The following is a 15,158-nucleotide window of genomic DNA, read 5'->3' as shown; positions in this document are numbered from 1 at the left end:
ACTGTTCGGTAGTGCAATACGCTGAGTGTTCAGAAGGTCTGGGTGTGCATTTCAGTTTGGTAGTCGATCGGGTCCGCATCGCGATACCGGGGCTGCGTTTTTGTAGCGCGCAGGCTACCGTCTCCTCCGTGGCGTGCGCCTGTTTCACACATTGATCCGTGAGGTGCGGGTCGGGGCGCCGTCGCTAAGGAGTTACACGTGGCAACAGGCACGGTGAAGTGGTTCAACTCGGAGAAGGGCTACGGCTTCATCTCGCAGGACAACGGTGGACCCGACGTGTTCGCGCACTACTCGGCGATCCAGGCCACCGGCTACCGCGAGCTGGCCGAGGGTCAGAAGGTCGAGTTCGAGATCACGCAGGGCCAGAAGGGGCCGCAGGCCGACAACATCCGCGCGGTCTGACACACCCCCAGTCGTAGGCCGAGACCCGCTTCACGGCCGAAGGAGTAGCAAGCCCCCGTCCGGGAAAACCTCGGCGGGGGCTTTGCGGTTTCTGCGACAGGCGGTGCGCTGAAAAGGCCCGGCCGCCGTGAGCGGACCGGGCCGGGATGGCCGCGATGCCTCAGGTCAGCGCCGGCCGCGGGCGGGCGAAGACCTCGGGGGTGCACGATTCGGCGTACGCGTGCCGGATCATGATCAGCGCCCAGCTCATCCTCGTGGTGGCGGTCTCGGGGTGATCACCGAACTCCGTCGCCACGCAGGCGACGCAGCCCTGCTCGCCGATGCTGCGCAGGGTGCTTGTCACGGCCGCGCGTACGTCCGCGTCGACCGGGCGCTGGGATATCTGCAACGTGGAGGCGAAGAGCGCTTCGGCGCGCACCGCTTCGAACGTGGACTCCATCGTGGGACCTCCTGCTGGCAACTCCCTGCTGGGTCCAGCTAACTCCTGTCCAGGTGCCGGTGCGGGGACTATCCAGTTGCGAAATTGTTATGTCGCTATTTGACCAGAACGTACCGACGGCAACCCGAATTCCTCCAGGACGCCGGTGAGCTGCAGCAATCGGTACACCGCCGGGCTGGTGCCGGTGATCCGCAGCCCGCCGCCGACGTCGGTGTTGGCGGCCACCAGGACCTGCAGGCCGGTGGAGTCCATGAAGGTCACCCCGGTCAGGTCGAGGTCGACCCGCGACGGGCCGTGCCTGCGAATCGCCTCGCGCAGCACGTTGATCAGATCGGGGGCGCTGGTCATGTCGAGCTCGCCGGTGGCGGTCACGGTGACCGCGCCGTCGGCGGCGGGGGTGACTGTGGTTGTGGCGGCGAATTCGGTCATAGCAGCTTCGTGACCTTCATGAGGAGGCCGTCGCTGTCCACGTCGACGTCGTCAGCGAGGGAGCGTACGACCCGGAGGGAATGTCCGGAAGTGGTCAGAACGTTGATGGTTTTAGTGGCTGATTCGCCGGGGTGCGTGACCTCAATCACACAACGTTGTTCGTCGACGGTTGCCCGGACCTGAAAGGCCACACCGATCCGAACGTGAGCAATCACATTCGCCCACGTCTCGTTGACGATGAGGGCGATGTCTGTCCGGGCCTGTTCGGCCACGCCGAGCCCGGCCAGCGCCCCGTCCAGGACATGCCTGAGGGTGTTCACGCGATCCACGTCGCGCGGCAGGTCGACGGTCAGGCGAAGGTCCACGACCCGATTCATACCGCGTCGGTCGTCGTCGGAAACGTAGATCAGCCGGCGTACGCGAACTCACGAGAGGTCAGCTCTTGATACGCCGACCGGATCATCTCCAGCGCCCACCCCATGCGGGCGGCGGCGGTCTCGGGGTAATCCCCGAACTCGCTCGCCATCCGGGCGGTGCAGCCGTTGATACCGTAGCGGCGCAGTGCACCGGTGACGGCGTTGCGCACCTCCAGCGGCGTCGGCTTCTGCGAGGCTTGCAGGGAGGAGGCGAACAGGGCCTCGGCGCGCACTGTGTCGAACGTCGTGTTCATGGCAACCCCCCCGATTGGTGTGCTCCGTGACACCATTCAGGGAACCGCTGGTCCGGTGCCGTCCGGGGACCCGTTCGGGTGCTGCGAGGTAGCGCGCCACGCCCCCGCGGGGCTTGCTCAAGGTTGCTGTTCGGGTTACGGTCGATTCAGTCCCGCGGAAGTCGGCAATCTGCCGCCCGGGGACGCCCTTCGCCACCGCGTGTCACGCTCTTGCGCAGGAAGCCAGGCGGCCACCGCACACGCAGCGCAGTCAGGTTCATCGGACACGCGTATCTGGAGATCCACGTTTTCACGGCCGCACAGTCCTTAGGAGGACGCATATGGCCCCAACTGAAGTGTTGGAACGTACCACCCCCAAGCAGAACCCCTCGGGCCAGAGCCAGGGAAGGCGGCGCACCCGCTCCGCACAGCGCAACCGCGACCACAGCCGCCCGGCCAACCAGCCACAACCGCCCAGCTCGGGCGAGGCGCACGACGTCGCCGGCATCGTCGACGTCTACCGCGACAAGATGGTGCTCCGGGTCGACAGCTACCTGCCCGGCCCCGACGACGTCACGGTCCCGGCCGCGATGGTCCGCCGCTATGGCCTGCGCCACGGCGACGCCCTCACCGGCAGTGCCAACGGCGGCACCCTCACCCGGCTCGACACCGTGCACGGCAACGACCCCGAGTGGGCCCGCAACCGGCCCGAGTTCGCCAAGCTGACCGCGCTGTTCCCGCAGGAGCGCCTGCGCCTGGAGACCGGCCCGCGGCAGCTCACCGCCCGCCTGATCGACCTGGTCATGCCCATCGGCAAGGGCCAGCGGGCGCTCATCGTGTCGCCGCCGAAGGCGGGCAAGACGATGGTCCTGCAGGCGATCGCCAACGCCGTCGCGCAGAACAACCCCGAGTGCCACCTCATGGTGCTGCTCATCGACGAGCGGCCCGAAGAGGTCACCGAGATGCAGCGCTCCGTGCAGGGTGAGGTCATCGCCTCGACCTTCGACCGGCCGGCGGGGGAGCACACCGGTGTCGCCGAGCTCGCCGTCGAGCGGGCCAAGCGCCTCGTCGAGCTCGGCCACGACGTGGTCCTGCTGCTCGACTCGATCACCCGGCTCGGGCGGGCGTACAACAACGCGGCCCCGGCGTCCGGGCGCATCCTGACCGGCGGTATCGACGCCAATGCGCTGTACCCACCGAAGCGCCTGCTCGGCGCGGCGCGCAACATCGAAAACGGCGGCTCGCTGACGATCATCGCGTCCGCCCTGGTGGAGACCGGCTCGACCGGCGACACCGTGATCTTCGAGGAGTTCAAGGGCACCGGCAACGCCGAGCTCAAGCTCGACCGCAAGCTCGCCGACCGCCGCGTCTTCCCCGCGATCGACATCGACGGGTCCAGCACCCGCCGCGACGACGTGATTCTGCACCCGGACGAGCTGCTGGCCGTCCAGCGGCTGCGCAAGGCGCTCGGCGCCAGCGGTCAGCCGGCCACAGAGCAGCTGCTGGAGCGCCTCGCCAAGACGCAGTCCAACGCCGAGTTCCTGACGCTGCTGCTGCGCGGTCAGGCCTGATCAGCGGCAAAATCGGCCGCTCCCAGGCCGGCGGTCGCGCTTCGACGCCGCTCGCGGGCCTGCGGCACGGCGCGACCCGGAAGCGAAATGACGCCCTACAGCGCGACCCGGGAGCGCATGAGGGCCTCCTCGGTCGGGAGCACCCCCAACGCCGAGGCGAACGCCATGTCCCGGCCCCAGGAGGCGACGTCCGCCGGGGCCAGGTCGGTCACCCCCTCGACGGCGACCAGGTGGGCGCGGTAGGACAGCCAGTCGGCCGCGACCCGGGTGCCCTCCGGCGTGCTCCGGTCGCTCCAGCGGAGCTCGACCACGAGGTACATGACCAGGAACACCGCGCTCGCGCCGATGAGCGAGCCGGTGATCTGGTCGGCCAGGCCCGCGTGCAGCTTCGCGGCGGCCCACATCCAGGTCGCGAACATGAAGCCGGACGGGACGACCGCCGCGCCGAGCAGCGTGCGGCGGGTCCGCCTGGTCAGGCGGGGCTGGGACAGGCCGCGGTGGCGGGCCTCCTCGACCACCGCGCGGTAGAACGCGCCGCGCCACCGGCGCGCCTCCGACCAGCTGCGAAACGCCAGGCTGGTCAGCGACGCCTCGCCGCCGACGGACAGCTTCTGGACGCGGTCGAGGACCTGCTGCTCGTACGGCGTAAGGCTCCGCCCGTCGCCCTTGCGCAGCCGTACCGTCGTCTCGGAGGGATCCTCGCCCGGCTGGCGCAGCTCGAGGAAGCCGCGCGCGGCCAGGTCGAGCAGGGTGCTGTCGATCGCGTCCTCGTCGGATCGCCAGCGGTTCGCCATGAGGCTGACCACCGCCGGCGGCTCCTCGCCCGGCGGGGCGGTCAGCGGCGCGCCGGGCTCGGGCAGCCGCGAGCGCGAGCGCCAGAGCGCGGCGGCCGTCAGCGCGACCCACACGGCCAGCGTGACCGGCACGCTGAGCTGCAGGAACGGGGGCCAATCCACGGGAGTACCTCCGGGGCGGGCGAACACGGGTGGCAGGGCGGGGTGCCCAACCACCCTAGACCGTCCCGCTCAGAACCCCGCGACGACGACCTTTCCGGTCATATGTCCGTCTTCCACCATCTCGTGGGCCTTGCGTAGGTGGTCGGCGTCGATCGGGCCCAGTTGCGTGGTCATCGTGCTGCGCACCGTGCCGGCGTCGACCAGCTCCGCCACCCGGTCGAGCAACTCGTGCTGTACCACCATGTCCGGAGTCTGGAACAGCGGCCGGGTGAACATGAACTCCCAGTGGAAGCCGATGCTCTTGGTCTTGAGCGGCAGCAGGTCGAGGCCCTCCGGCTCGTCGATCGCGGCGATCTGGCCGCCCGGGCGCAGGATCCGGGCGAAGTGCTCGACCTGCCCGGCGGTGAAGGGCGAGAAGACGTAGTCCACCCCCTCGGGCCCTTCGGGCAGCTCGCCGTGCCCGACCACCTCGTGCGCGCCGAGGTCGAGCGCCCACTGGCGGGAGTCGGGGCGGGACGCCGTACCGACGACGGTGAGCCTCGTCAGCGCGCGGGCGAGCTGGATGATCATGGAGCCCACCCCGCCCGCCGCGCCCAGCACCAGCAGCGTTCCGGTGCTGTCCGGCCCGAGCCGGAACCGGTCGAACAGGGTCTCCCAGGCCGTGATCGTGGTCAGCGGCAGCGCGGCCGCGGCGGCGAACGTCAGCGAGCGCGGGCGGCGCCCGGCGATTCGCTCGTCGACCAGGTGAAACTGCTGGTCGGTGCCGGGCCGGCCGATCGAGCCGGCGTAGTACACCTCGTCGCCGGGAGAGAACAGGCTGACCTCGTTGCCGACCGCCGTCACCACGCCGGCCGCGTCGAAGCCCAGCACGCGGGGCGTGCCGCCGGGATCGGCGCTCGCGCGCACCTTCACGTCGACGGGGTTGACCGACACCGCCTCGACTCGGACCAGCAGGTCGCGCGGCCCGGGTTCCGGCACCGGCAGCTCGAAGTCCTCCAGCACGGCCGGTCCGCCCGCCGTCCGATACCCGACAGCTCGCATGTTCTGCTCCATGACCTGGATTGCGATGACCCCGCTCGAAGGTACTCACCGCGACCCGCGCCGGCCCGAGGAACACGGCCTGGTCACCCGGGAGATCTTCCCCGCGCGGGGTTGTTCATCATGGCGAACCGAGCGTTCGGCGGCGGCTGCCGCATGATCGCGGAAACGCCCGACACATCCAGGGAAACGCAGGAGAAGGACGAGATATGCAAGTGCCGCTGCTGCCCGAGCTCGATCTCGAACTGGCCGACGAGCGGGTCCGGCTGTTCGACGCCACCGGCGGCTATCGCAGCGACGCCCCGCCGCCGTTCTGGTCCTTCGCCTGGCCCGGCGGGGTCGCGCTCGCCCGGCACCTGCTCGACCACCCCGAACTCGTCGCCGGACGCACGGTGGTCGACCTCGGGGCGGGCTCCGGGCTCGTCGGGATCGCCGCCAAACGGGCCGGGGCGAGGCGGGTGACCGCCGTGGACACCGACCCCGCCGCGCTCGCCGCCGTCGTGCGCAACGCGGCTCGCAACGGCGTCGAGATCGAGACGGCCGCGGCGGTCGTGCCGGCCGAGGTGGTCGTGGCCGGGGACGTCTTCTATTCGGCGCCGGTCTCCGCGACGGTACTGAAGATCCTGCGCACCGCCGCCGCGGACGCGCTCGTCGGCGACCCGGGCCGCGGGCACCTGCCAGAGCGGCTGTTCGAGGAGCTCGCCGAGTATGACGTCCCCGTCCGCCGATCGCTCGAGGCCGGGGACGTCATGACGACTCGGATCTGGCGCCTGCGCCGGTCTACTTCCGGCGCTGCTTCTGCTGGTCCTTCTGCTGGTCCTTCTGCTGGTCTCTGAGCGCGTCCAGGCCCTTGTCCAGGCCGGCCCGCCGCAGCGCGTCGGCCAGCGCCCCGCCGCCGGAGAACGTGTCGGGCGAGTCGCGGGACTGCCGGCCGCCGCCGCGGGCGTCGCCGCCGCGCGGGCGGCCACCGCCGCCACCACCGGCGCCCCCGCTACCGGCGCCCCCGCTACCGGCGCCCCCGCCGCCGTTGCCACGCTCACCACGGTCGGGCCGCTCGCCGCGCGGGCGGCCGCCGTCGCGCTGGGCGGGCGTCGCCTCGTCCTCCAGGCGCAGGGTCAGCGAGATGCGCTTGCGCGGGATGTCCACGTCGAGCACCTTCACCCGGACGATGTCGCCGGGCTTGACCACCTCGCGCGGGTCCTTCACGAACGTGCGCGACAGGGCCGAGACGTGGACCAGCCCGTCCTGGTGCACGCCCACGTCGACGAACGCGCCGAACGCGGCCACGTTGGTGACCACGCCCTCCAGCAGCATGCCCGGGGTCAGGTCGGAGATCTTCTCCACGCCGTCGGCGAAGGCCGCGGTCTTGAACGCCGGGCGCGGGTCGCGGCCGGGCTTCTCCAGCTCCTTGAGGATGTCGGTCACGGTCGGCAGGCCGAACGTGTCGTCGACGAAGTCGGCCGGCTTGAGCTTGGCCAGCGCCGTGCCGTTGCCGATGAGCAACTTGATCTCGCCGCCGGTGGTGGCCAGGATGCGCCGGACCACCGGGTAGGCCTCCGGGTGTACGGAGGATGAGTCGAGCGGATCGTCGCCGCCGGGGATGCGCAGGAAGCCCGCGCACTGCTCGAACGCCTTCGGGCCGAGCCGGGCGACGTCCCTGAGCGCCCGGCGGGTGCGGAACGGGCCGTTGGCGTCGCGGTGCGCGACGATCGCGTCGGCCAGGCTGGAGCCGATGCCGGAGACCCGGGTCAGCAGCGGGGCCGACGCGGTGTTGACGTCGACGCCGACGCCGTTGACGCAGTCCTCGACGACCGCGTCGAGAGAGCGGCTGAGCTTCGACTCGGAGAGGTCGTGCTGGTATTGCCCGACGCCGATCGACTTCGGGTCGATCTTGACGAGCTCGGCGAGCGGGTCCTGCAGCCGGCGGGCGATGGAAACCGCGCCGCGCAGCGACACGTCGAGGCCGGGCAGCTCCTGCGAGGCGTAGGCGGAGGCCGAGTACACCGACGCGCCCGCCTCTGAGACCATCACCTTCACGACGCTGAGCTGCGGAAACTGCTTGACCAGGTCGGCGGCGAGCTTGTCGGTCTCGCGGGAGGCGGTGCCGTTGCCGATCGCGATGAGCTCGACCTTGTGCTTCTGGCACAGCGCGGCCAGGATCGCGATCGACTCGTTCCACTTGTTCTGCGGCACGTGCGGGTAGATCGTGTGCGTGTCGACCACCTTGCCGGTGGCGTCGACGACGGCCACCTTGACGCCGGTGCGGAAGCCCGGGTCGAGGCCCATCGTGGCGCGGGTGCCGGCAGGGGCGGCGAGCAGCAGGTCGCGCAGGTTGGCGGCGAAGACCCGCACCGCCTCCTCTTCGGCCGCCTGCCACAGCCGCATCCGCAGGTCGATGCCGAGGTGCACCAGGATTCGGGTGCGCCACGCCCAGCGGACCGTGTCGTTGAGCCACTTGTCGGCCGCGCGCCCCTCGTCGCGGATGCCGAACTTCGACGCGATCGCCGGCTCGAACAGCGACGGCGCCTCCGGGTCGGCCGTGGGCTCCATCACCAGGTCGAGCATCTCCTCCTTCTCCCCGCGGAACATCGCGAGGATCCGGTGTGAGGGCAGCTTGGTGAACGGCTCGCTGAAGTCGAAGTAGTCGGAGAACTTGGCGCCGTCGGCCTCCTTGCCCTCGCGCACCTTCGACACGAGCCGGCCCTGGCCCCACATCCTCTCGCGCAGGTCGCCGATGAGGTCCGCGTCCTCGGAGAAGCGCTCGACGAGGATGGCCCGGGCGCCCTCCAGCGCCGCCGCGGCGTCGGCCACGCCCTTCTCGGCGTCGACGAACGCGGCCGCAGCCGCCTGCGGGTTGACGGTCGGGTCGGCGAGCAGCCCGTCGGCGAGCGGCTCCAGCCCGGCCTCGCGGGCGATCTGCGCCTTGGTGCGCCGCTTCGGCTTGTACGGCAGGTAGATGTCCTCCAGGCGGGCCTTGGAGTCGGCCGCCATGATCTGCGCTTCGAGCGCCTCATCCAGCTTGCCCTGGCTGCGGATCGACTCGAGGATCGCGGCCCGCCGCTCCTCCATCTCCCGGAGATACCGCAGCCGCTCCTCCAGCGTCCGCAGCTGGGCGTCGTCGAGCATCTCGGTGGCCTCTTTGCGGTACCGAGCGATGAAGGGCACCGTGGCCCCGCCGTCGAGCAGATCGACGGCCGCGGCCACCTGCCGCTCTCTGACGCCGAGCTCTTCCGCGATGCGCTGGTGAATCGAGGTTGTCACGAGCATGCATTGTGCCCCACTCGCCCGCATCTCACCCAGGCCGCCACGGGCGGACCGCCGAAACGGGGGGCTTCGTCGGGAGACGATCTCACCTAAGCTCACGCGTCGTGACCGACTTCGACTCCGCCGGTCCGTTCGGGGAGCTGCACAGGCTGCGCGAGGCGACGGCCCGCCGCGACTGGCGCGCGGTGTCCGCGCACTTCGACGGCCTGACCAGCGCCGACGACCATGAGTTCGCCGCGTCGATCGTGGTCGACGTGCCCGGCGTCGACGACTTCCTGCGCGATGCCGTCGAGTGGGAACGCGGCACCGGCCGCACCCTCGCGCGTGCGCTGCACGCCGACCGGCTCATCAGCGCCGGCTGGGAGGTCCGCACCAGCCGCCTGGCCAAGGACGTCAGCCGCGAGCAGTTCGCCGTGTTCCACTCCTACCTGCGCCGGGCCGAGCGGATCCTCATCGAGGTCACCGCCGAGGACCCGGCCAACCCGACCGCCTGGACCGCACGGCTCACCGCGCGCCGCGGCCTGCAGCTCGGCCAGGCCGAGGCGCGCCGGCGGTACGACCGCTGCGCCCGGCACCTGCCGCACTTCTACTGGGCCCAGGTCATGTACAAGGAGCAGCTCTACAAGAAGTGGGGCGGTGAGGACGAGCGGGCCCTGGCCTTCGCCCGCGAGTGCCTGCGCGCGGCGCCGCCCGGGTCGCTGGCCGCGCTGACGGTGATCTGGGTCCACCTCGAGGTGGGCCGTGGGTCGGGCGGGGACTGGGACGACCGCTCCGCGATCGTGCGCTACCTGCAGCGGCCCGACGTGTGGGCCGACCTCGAGGAGGCCGCCAACCGCTCGGTGCGCCACCCGGCGTTCGATCCGGGCCGGTACAACTGGTACCACGCGCACAGCGTGTTCGCCGCGGTGTTCGGTGCGGCCGGCGCCCTCGCCGCGGCGCGGCCGCACTTCCAGGCGATCGGCGAGCACCCGATGGCCGCGTCGGCCTGGGGCACCTTCGGCCGCCCGGCCGAGGTCTTCCACGACTTGCGGTCGCGGGTGATGGGCGCATGACGATCAGGCAGCTCGAGGTCGACGGCGTTCCGGCGCTGTTCGTCGAGTACTCCGGCCCCACGATCGCCGGCCTGACGTTCCGGGTCGGGCAGGCGGACGAGTCCCTGCCGTACCGCGGCATCACGCACCTGCTGGAGCACCTCGTCCTGCACGGGCACGGGCTCACCGACTACCACTACAACGGCAGCACCGGCCCCGTGGCCACCACGTTCCACCTGCAGGGCGGCGAAGACGACATCGTCGCCTACCTCGCCGGCGTGTGCGCCTCGCTGCGGGCACTCCCGCTGGACCGGCTCGACACCGAGCGACAGGTGCTGCGGGCCGAGGAGGGCGGCCGGCGCGAGTCGCCCGCCGAGGCGCTCGCGTTGTGGCGCTACGGCGCCCGCACCTACGGCCTGCCCGCGTACACCGAGATGGGGCTGCCCCGGATCACCGGCAACGACCTGTGGTACTGGGTGCAGACCTGGTTCACCCGGCAGAACGCGGCGCTTTGGCTGGCCGGCGAGCGCATCCCGCCCGCGCTGCGGCTCCCGCTGCTCGACGGGCAGCGCCGCCTGGTGCCGGCGCCGACCAGCGCGCTGCGCGGCACGCCCGCCTACTTCGTCGGCAACGGCGAGCACGTCGCCTACGACGGTATCGTCCGGCGCGGCGTCGCCGGGTCGATGCTGTCCGGGGTCCTGGAGCGGGAGCTGTACCGCAGCCTGCGCCAGGAGGACGGCAACTCGTACACGGCCGCGTCCGCCTACGCCGCCCGCGGCGACGGCCGCGCCACGGTCATGGCCGTCGCCGACTCGGTGCCCGGCAAGCAGGACGCGGTCCTCGGCGGCTTCGTGGACGTGCTGGCCCGGCTGCGCGCCGGCCGCCTGGCCCAGGCCGACCTCGACGCGGTGCGGGCCAAGGCCGAGGACGCGATGCGCGGGCCGATGGCGGAGGCCGGCCGGCTGCCGGCCCGGGCGCTGGACCTGCTCACCGGCGCGCCGCTGCGCTCGATCGAGGAGCTGCGGGCGGAGATGGCCGCGCTGAGCCTCGCCGACGTGCACGCCGCCGCGCTCGAGATGCTCGACTCCGGGCTGCTGCAGGTGCCCGCCGGCCACACCGCCGACTGGGCGGGCTTCGAGGCCGCGCCGACGGCGTCGGACCGCCAGGTCGACGGCGCGCGCTTCCCGTCCCTCGACGACCCGGCGGTGACCCTGGTCGTCGGCGCCCTCGGCGTCGGCCTCGACGTCGAGGGATGCCCACCGTGCGTGGTGTCCTACGCCGAGTGCGCGATCGCCCTGGCCTACCCCGACGGCGGCCGCCACCTGATCGGCTTCGACGGCCTGAACGTGCGCATCGAGCCCACGATCCATCCGGTACCGCCGGAGGCGCTGCGCCACATCGACGCCTCGGTCGCCGGCGTGCTGGTACGGCAGCCACCCCGCGACCCGAGGCAGATCCCGGCCCCGCGCCCCGCCCCGCCGGTCGACCCGACCGCGGGCCTGCGGGGCCTGCCGCTCGTCACGCTGCCCGGCACCCCGGCCGCGCGCGCCGCGGCCGAGCGCCGGTCCACCCCGCTGCTCGTCGGCGCCGTGGCCGCGCTCGTGCTGGCCGGGGTCCTGCTGTGCTGCAGCGGCCTGTTCACCGCGATGGTGGCCGACAACAGCGACCCGGAGACGGACATCCCGCTGGACGCCGGGGCGATCACCATCATGGTCCTGGGGTACGGCGGCATGCTCGTACTGGCCGCGATCGGCGTCTATCTGCTGCGGCGCCGTAGCAGAAAGTAGTTTCTGGGAACCTGTTATTGACCCTGCGCGGCCACGTCTCCTGAATAGGTTCGACAGGAGGCGCTGATGAGCACGGCCACGGTGATCGCGGCGAGGGCCGGCGACCAGCGGGCACTCGATGCCCTGGTCGGCGAGTACCTCCCGCTGATCTACAACATCGTCGGGCGCGCGCTGCAGGGGCACGCGGACGTCGACGACGTCGTGCAGGAGACGATGCTGCGCGTCGTCGACGGCCTGCCGCGCCTACGCGAGCCGGACAGCTTCCGCTCCTGGGCGGTGGCCATCGCCATGTCCCAGGTCCGCGACCGGCACCGCCGCCAGGTGCAGGCACCGCTGGTCGGCGACTGGGCCGACCCGACCGACACCGCCGATCCGGGCGCCGACTTCGCCGACCTGGCGATCACCCGGCTGCGCCTGTCCGGCCAGCGCCAGGAGGTCGCCGAGGCCACCCGCTGGCTCGACCACGACGACCGCGAGCTGCTGTCGCTGTGGTGGCTGGAGGCGGCCGGCCAGCTCGACCGCGACGAGGTCGTCGAGGCGCTGCACCTGACCCGCCAGCACGCGGCGGTGCGCATCCAGCGGATGAAGGCCCAGCTGGACGCGGCCCGAGCGGTCGTGCGGGCGCTCGCGGCCCGGCCCGGCTGCCCGGATCTCGGCGCCGTCCTGCACAGCTGGGACGGGCGCCCCACCGCGCTGTGGCGCAAGCGGCTGGCCCGGCACACCCGCGAGTGCCGGCAGTGCGACCGGGCCTGGACCGACATGATCGCTGCGGAGCGCCTGCTGGCCGGCGTTGCGCTGGTCCCGGTGCCGTTCGTGTTCACCGCCGCCGCGGCGAACACGGGCGCGCTGCTCACCGGCGCGTCCGCCGGTACCACGGCCACCGCCAAGGCCGGCGGGTTCAAGGCGATGCTCGCCGGCTGGGTCGCCGCCGCCAAGCCGGCGATGGTCGGCATCGCGGCGACGGTCGCGCTCGCGGGCACCGCCGGCGCGGTGTACGTCGCCACCCAGGGCGAAGACCAGCCCGTGATCACCGCGGCGGCGCCCTCCGGCCCGCCCGCCCAGGCGCCGCCGCAGGCGCAGAGCGGGCCGGCGCCGATCTCGGCCCCGCCGAGCGCCGCACCGAGCCTCGATCCGAGCCCCGAGCCCTCCAAGACCACGGTCGCGGCGCTGCCGCCGGCGACGAAGAGCGCCAAGAAGGGCGTCAGCACCAACGGCAAATTCGGCTCGAACAACGCCCCGGCGCTGCGCGATGTCAAGGCCGGCTGGTACTACGACTGGTCGCCGAGCCCCGTCGCGAGCGTCTCCGGCGTCGAGTTCGTGCCGATGGTGTGGGGCGGCGGCAACGTCGCCGCCGACCTGGCCAAGGCGAAGGCAAACGGCAAGACGCTGCTCGCCTTCAACGAGCCGGACCTCAAGGAACAGTCGAACATGACCCCGCAGCAGGTCCTCGACCTGTGGCCGCAGCTGCAGGCAACCGGCATGCGGCTGGGCAGCCCCGCGCCCGCCTACGGCGCGGACACCCCGGGCGGGTGGTTCGACCAGTTCATGACCGGCGTCTCTCAGCGCGGCTACCGGGTCGACTTCATCACCCTGCACTGGTACGGCGGGGACTTCTCCGCCAACGCCACCAACCAGCTCAAGAACTACATCCAGAACGTCTACAACCGCTACCACCTGCCCATCTGGCTGACCGAGTACGCGCTGATGCGCTTCGACAACGGCACCGTCTATCCGTCGACGGACCAGCAGGTCGCGTTCGTCAACAGCTCCACGGCGATGCTGGAGGGGCTGTCCTACGTCGAGCGCTACAGCTGGTTCCTGCTCTACACCAGCAAGTCCGGCGACACCGGCCTCTACAGCAACGGCACCACCCCGACCCAGGTGGGCGCCGCCTATCGAGCCGCAGGAGGATGACCATGGACGCGAGATCGGGTGGGGCCGCCACACTGCTCGGTGCGCTCAACGAGGCCTGTGAGGATTTCCAGCGGTACGGCCAGCAGGTCGCCGCCACGCACGGGCCGCTGCACTGGGAGCTCATCGGCCGCATCGGCCCCGGCGAGGCGCCGTTCGCGCTCGTCGGGGTGGTCCTGCGGCACGAGCGCACCACCGTCGACCTGGGCGTGGACCTCTGGGTGCGGGAGGGCGCCTTCGAGGTCAGCGGCTACGGCACCGTGGACGGCCGGCGGCTGCTGGTCGACCTGCCGGACGTGCTCACCGAGGACATCGACGAGGCGATCGCCGCGCTGCGGGAGTACACCCGGCGGCTCTGCTCCTATCGCCATGTCCTGGACGACCTGGACAACATGAACAACCTGGACGACCTGCACGACGTGGCCTGACCGGGGCCGTCGCCTGACCGGGGCCGCTCAGCGGGCGGCGCCGGGCTCCGCCATGTGCACCATCGGCGCGCGCGCCCGCAGCCGCACCACGAGCGCGACCGCGCCGAGCACCGCGGTCGCCGCGCCGCACGCCACGAGCGTGGTGTCCGGCCCGGCCGCCTGCACCATCGGCGCGCCGAGCAGCGTGCCCAGCGGCGTGGAGAGCACCAGGACCGCGCCGCGGGCGGCGAGCACCGGCGGCAGCCGCTCGGCCGTCACCGCGCGCTGGAACAGCGACACGCTCGTGGCCGGGTACGGCGACCACGCGAGCCCGGCCAGCGCCAGCGTCAGCATGTCCGCCCAGCGCGGCAGGCCCAGCCCCAGCGGCGTGAGCAGCAGCCCGAACGCGATCACCGAGCCGATCGTGGCCGGCCACAGGGGCAGCCGGGGCAGGTGCCCGGTGGCGATCGCGCCGATCACGGCGCCGACACCGAAGGAGGCGTACAGCAGGCTGACCTCCTGCGCCGAGGACGCGAACAGCGGCACCGCGACCGGGATCGGCCCGAAGAGTAGGAAGAACCAGAACGACAGCACGGTCAGGCCGAGCAGCGCCCGGTCGTGACGGATCGTCGCCAGGCCGGCCGCGGGCTGCTCCCGGCGCGGCAGCGGCGCCCGCGCGCGGACCGCCAAGAAGCACACCGCCAGCACCGCGAACGTCGCCGCGTCGACGGCGAGCACCGCCGGCGCCCCGAGCCAGGCGATGAGCAGCCCGGCGAGCACCGGGCCGGCCACCGTCGAGGCCTCGGTGAGCAGCGTGAGCAGCGCGTTGGCGGGCAGGTGCAGCTTGGCCGGCAGTACCTGGGCCACCAGCGTGTACCGCCCGGCCGAGCCCCACGCGGACAGCAGCGCGGAGCCCGCCAGCAGCGCCGCGTATCGGCCGATGGTGAGCGCGTCCAGGTAGGACAGCAGCGGTACCGCGCCCAGGAACACCGCGCGCAGCACCGCGTCGAGCGCCACCAGGTGCGCACCGTCGCGCCCGCGCAGCAGCGGCGCCAGCGCGACCGCGCCGATCGCCCCGGGTAGCGTGTACGCGGCGACGGCCAGCCCGACCCACAGGCCCCGCTGGTGATGCGGCGCGTACTGCATCGCGAGCCACCCGATCGCGACCGCGCTCATCCCGTCGCCGAGCGCGGAGAGCGCAAGGCCCGGCAGGACCCGGCCGAAGACCCGGTCCCGCGCCACGGTCCGATAGGGAAACATCGATTGATTCTGTC

14 protein-coding genes and 1 pseudogene are annotated in these 15,158 nt (G+C 72.1%); 7 read left to right on the top strand and 8 right to left on the bottom strand.

All coding sequences use genetic code 11. From position 1 onward, the window contains the following. The first annotated feature begins 198 nt into the window (after positions 1 to 198). Positions 199 to 402: a cold-shock protein gene (locus ACGFI8_RS07010; protein WP_350549950.1), complete on the top strand. Its 204-nt coding sequence runs from the start codon at positions 199 to 201 to the stop codon at positions 400 to 402. Between the two features lie 160 nt (positions 403 to 562). Here ACGFI8_RS07010 and ACGFI8_RS07005 read toward each other — a convergent pair whose 3' ends face one another. The 4 genes from ACGFI8_RS07005 to ACGFI8_RS06990 all read right to left on the bottom strand — a co-directional run bounded on the left by ACGFI8_RS07005 (position 563) and on the right by ACGFI8_RS06990 (position 1,940). Then, positions 563 to 841, bottom strand: coding sequence for a hypothetical protein (locus ACGFI8_RS07005; RefSeq protein ID WP_392801037.1), 279 nt, complete (start codon positions 839 to 841; stop codon positions 563 to 565). Positions 842 to 928: 87 nt separating this feature from the next. Next, on the bottom strand, positions 929 to 1,270 hold the full coding sequence (locus ACGFI8_RS07000; RefSeq protein ID WP_392801034.1) for an STAS domain-containing protein: 342 nt from the start codon (positions 1,268 to 1,270) through the stop codon (positions 929 to 931). Further along, the gene (locus ACGFI8_RS06995) at positions 1,267 to 1,635 is read right to left on the bottom strand and encodes an ATP-binding protein (protein ID WP_392801031.1); all 369 of its coding nucleotides are present in this window, start codon (positions 1,633 to 1,635) and stop codon (positions 1,267 to 1,269) included. Before ACGFI8_RS06995 ends, ACGFI8_RS07000 begins: the two co-directional genes overlap by 4 nt. Before the next feature lie 41 nt (positions 1,636 to 1,676). Beyond that, on the bottom strand, positions 1,677 to 1,940 hold the full coding sequence (locus ACGFI8_RS06990) for a hypothetical protein (protein WP_392801028.1): 264 nt from the start codon (positions 1,938 to 1,940) through the stop codon (positions 1,677 to 1,679). A gap of 356 nt (positions 1,941 to 2,296) precedes the next feature. Between ACGFI8_RS06990 and rho the strand changes: the two are divergent. Beyond that, positions 2,297 to 3,490, top strand: a pseudogene (gene rho / locus ACGFI8_RS06985) (transcription termination factor Rho); the annotation flags it as partial. A 95-nt stretch (positions 3,491 to 3,585) separates the two neighbouring features. Here rho and ACGFI8_RS06980 read toward each other — a convergent pair. Further along, a complete protein-coding gene (locus ACGFI8_RS06980; RefSeq protein ID WP_392801025.1) occupies positions 3,586 to 4,446 on the bottom strand; it encodes a DUF2207 family protein in 861 nt (286 codons plus the stop codon). Between the two features lie 69 nt (positions 4,447 to 4,515). Further along, complete coding sequence (locus ACGFI8_RS06975) at positions 4,516 to 5,487, bottom strand: zinc-binding alcohol dehydrogenase family protein (protein ID WP_392801022.1); 972 nt, start codon at positions 5,485 to 5,487, stop codon at positions 4,516 to 4,518. Positions 5,488 to 5,693: 206 nt separating this feature from the next. Between ACGFI8_RS06975 and ACGFI8_RS06970 the strand changes: the two genes are divergently transcribed. Beyond that, the gene (locus ACGFI8_RS06970; RefSeq protein WP_392801020.1) at positions 5,694 to 6,320 is read left to right on the top strand and encodes a class I SAM-dependent methyltransferase; all 627 of its coding nucleotides are present in this window, start codon (positions 5,694 to 5,696) and stop codon (positions 6,318 to 6,320) included. Here ACGFI8_RS06970 and ACGFI8_RS06965 read toward each other — a convergent pair. Continuing rightward, complete coding sequence (locus ACGFI8_RS06965; protein ID WP_392801017.1) at positions 6,265 to 8,751, bottom strand: Tex family protein; 2,487 nt, start codon at positions 8,749 to 8,751, stop codon at positions 6,265 to 6,267. The two genes, ACGFI8_RS06970 and ACGFI8_RS06965, sit on opposite strands and share 56 nt — an antisense overlap. A 101-nt stretch (positions 8,752 to 8,852) precedes the next feature. Here ACGFI8_RS06965 and ACGFI8_RS06960 point away from each other — a divergent pair, with 101 nt between their 5' ends. The 4 genes from ACGFI8_RS06960 (at position 8,853) to ACGFI8_RS06945 (ending at position 13,905) form a co-directional block, all read left to right on the top strand. Next, positions 8,853 to 9,800, top strand: coding sequence for a hypothetical protein (locus ACGFI8_RS06960; RefSeq protein ID WP_392801014.1), 948 nt, complete (start codon positions 8,853 to 8,855; stop codon positions 9,798 to 9,800). Further along, positions 9,797 to 11,566, top strand: coding sequence for an insulinase family protein (locus tag ACGFI8_RS06955; protein WP_392801011.1), 1,770 nt, complete (start codon positions 9,797 to 9,799; stop codon positions 11,564 to 11,566). Before ACGFI8_RS06960 ends, ACGFI8_RS06955 begins: the two co-directional genes overlap by 4 nt. Before the next feature lie 66 nt (positions 11,567 to 11,632). Beyond that, positions 11,633 to 13,480 carry a sigma-70 family RNA polymerase sigma factor gene (locus ACGFI8_RS06950; protein ID WP_392801009.1) on the top strand — a complete coding sequence of 616 codons (1,848 nt, stop codon included), beginning with the start codon at positions 11,633 to 11,635 and terminating at the stop codon, positions 13,478 to 13,480. A gap of 2 nt (positions 13,481 to 13,482) precedes the next feature. Beyond that, on the top strand, positions 13,483 to 13,905 hold the full coding sequence (locus ACGFI8_RS06945; protein ID WP_392801007.1) for a hypothetical protein: 423 nt from the start codon (positions 13,483 to 13,485) through the stop codon (positions 13,903 to 13,905). A gap of 27 nt (positions 13,906 to 13,932) precedes the next feature. On the opposite strand, the gene ACGFI8_RS06940 is transcribed toward ACGFI8_RS06945, so the two are convergent. Then, positions 13,933 to 15,144, bottom strand: a complete 1,212-nt coding sequence (locus tag ACGFI8_RS06940; protein WP_392801004.1) for an MFS transporter — start codon at positions 15,142 to 15,144, stop codon at positions 13,933 to 13,935. Between the last annotated feature and the right edge of the window lie 14 nt (positions 15,145 to 15,158).

Source organism: Dactylosporangium sp. NPDC048998, from assembly GCF_043197855.1.
Lineage (GTDB): Bacteria > Actinomycetota > Actinomycetes > Mycobacteriales > Micromonosporaceae > Dactylosporangium.
This window is presented reverse-complemented; position numbering and strand designations above follow the sequence as displayed.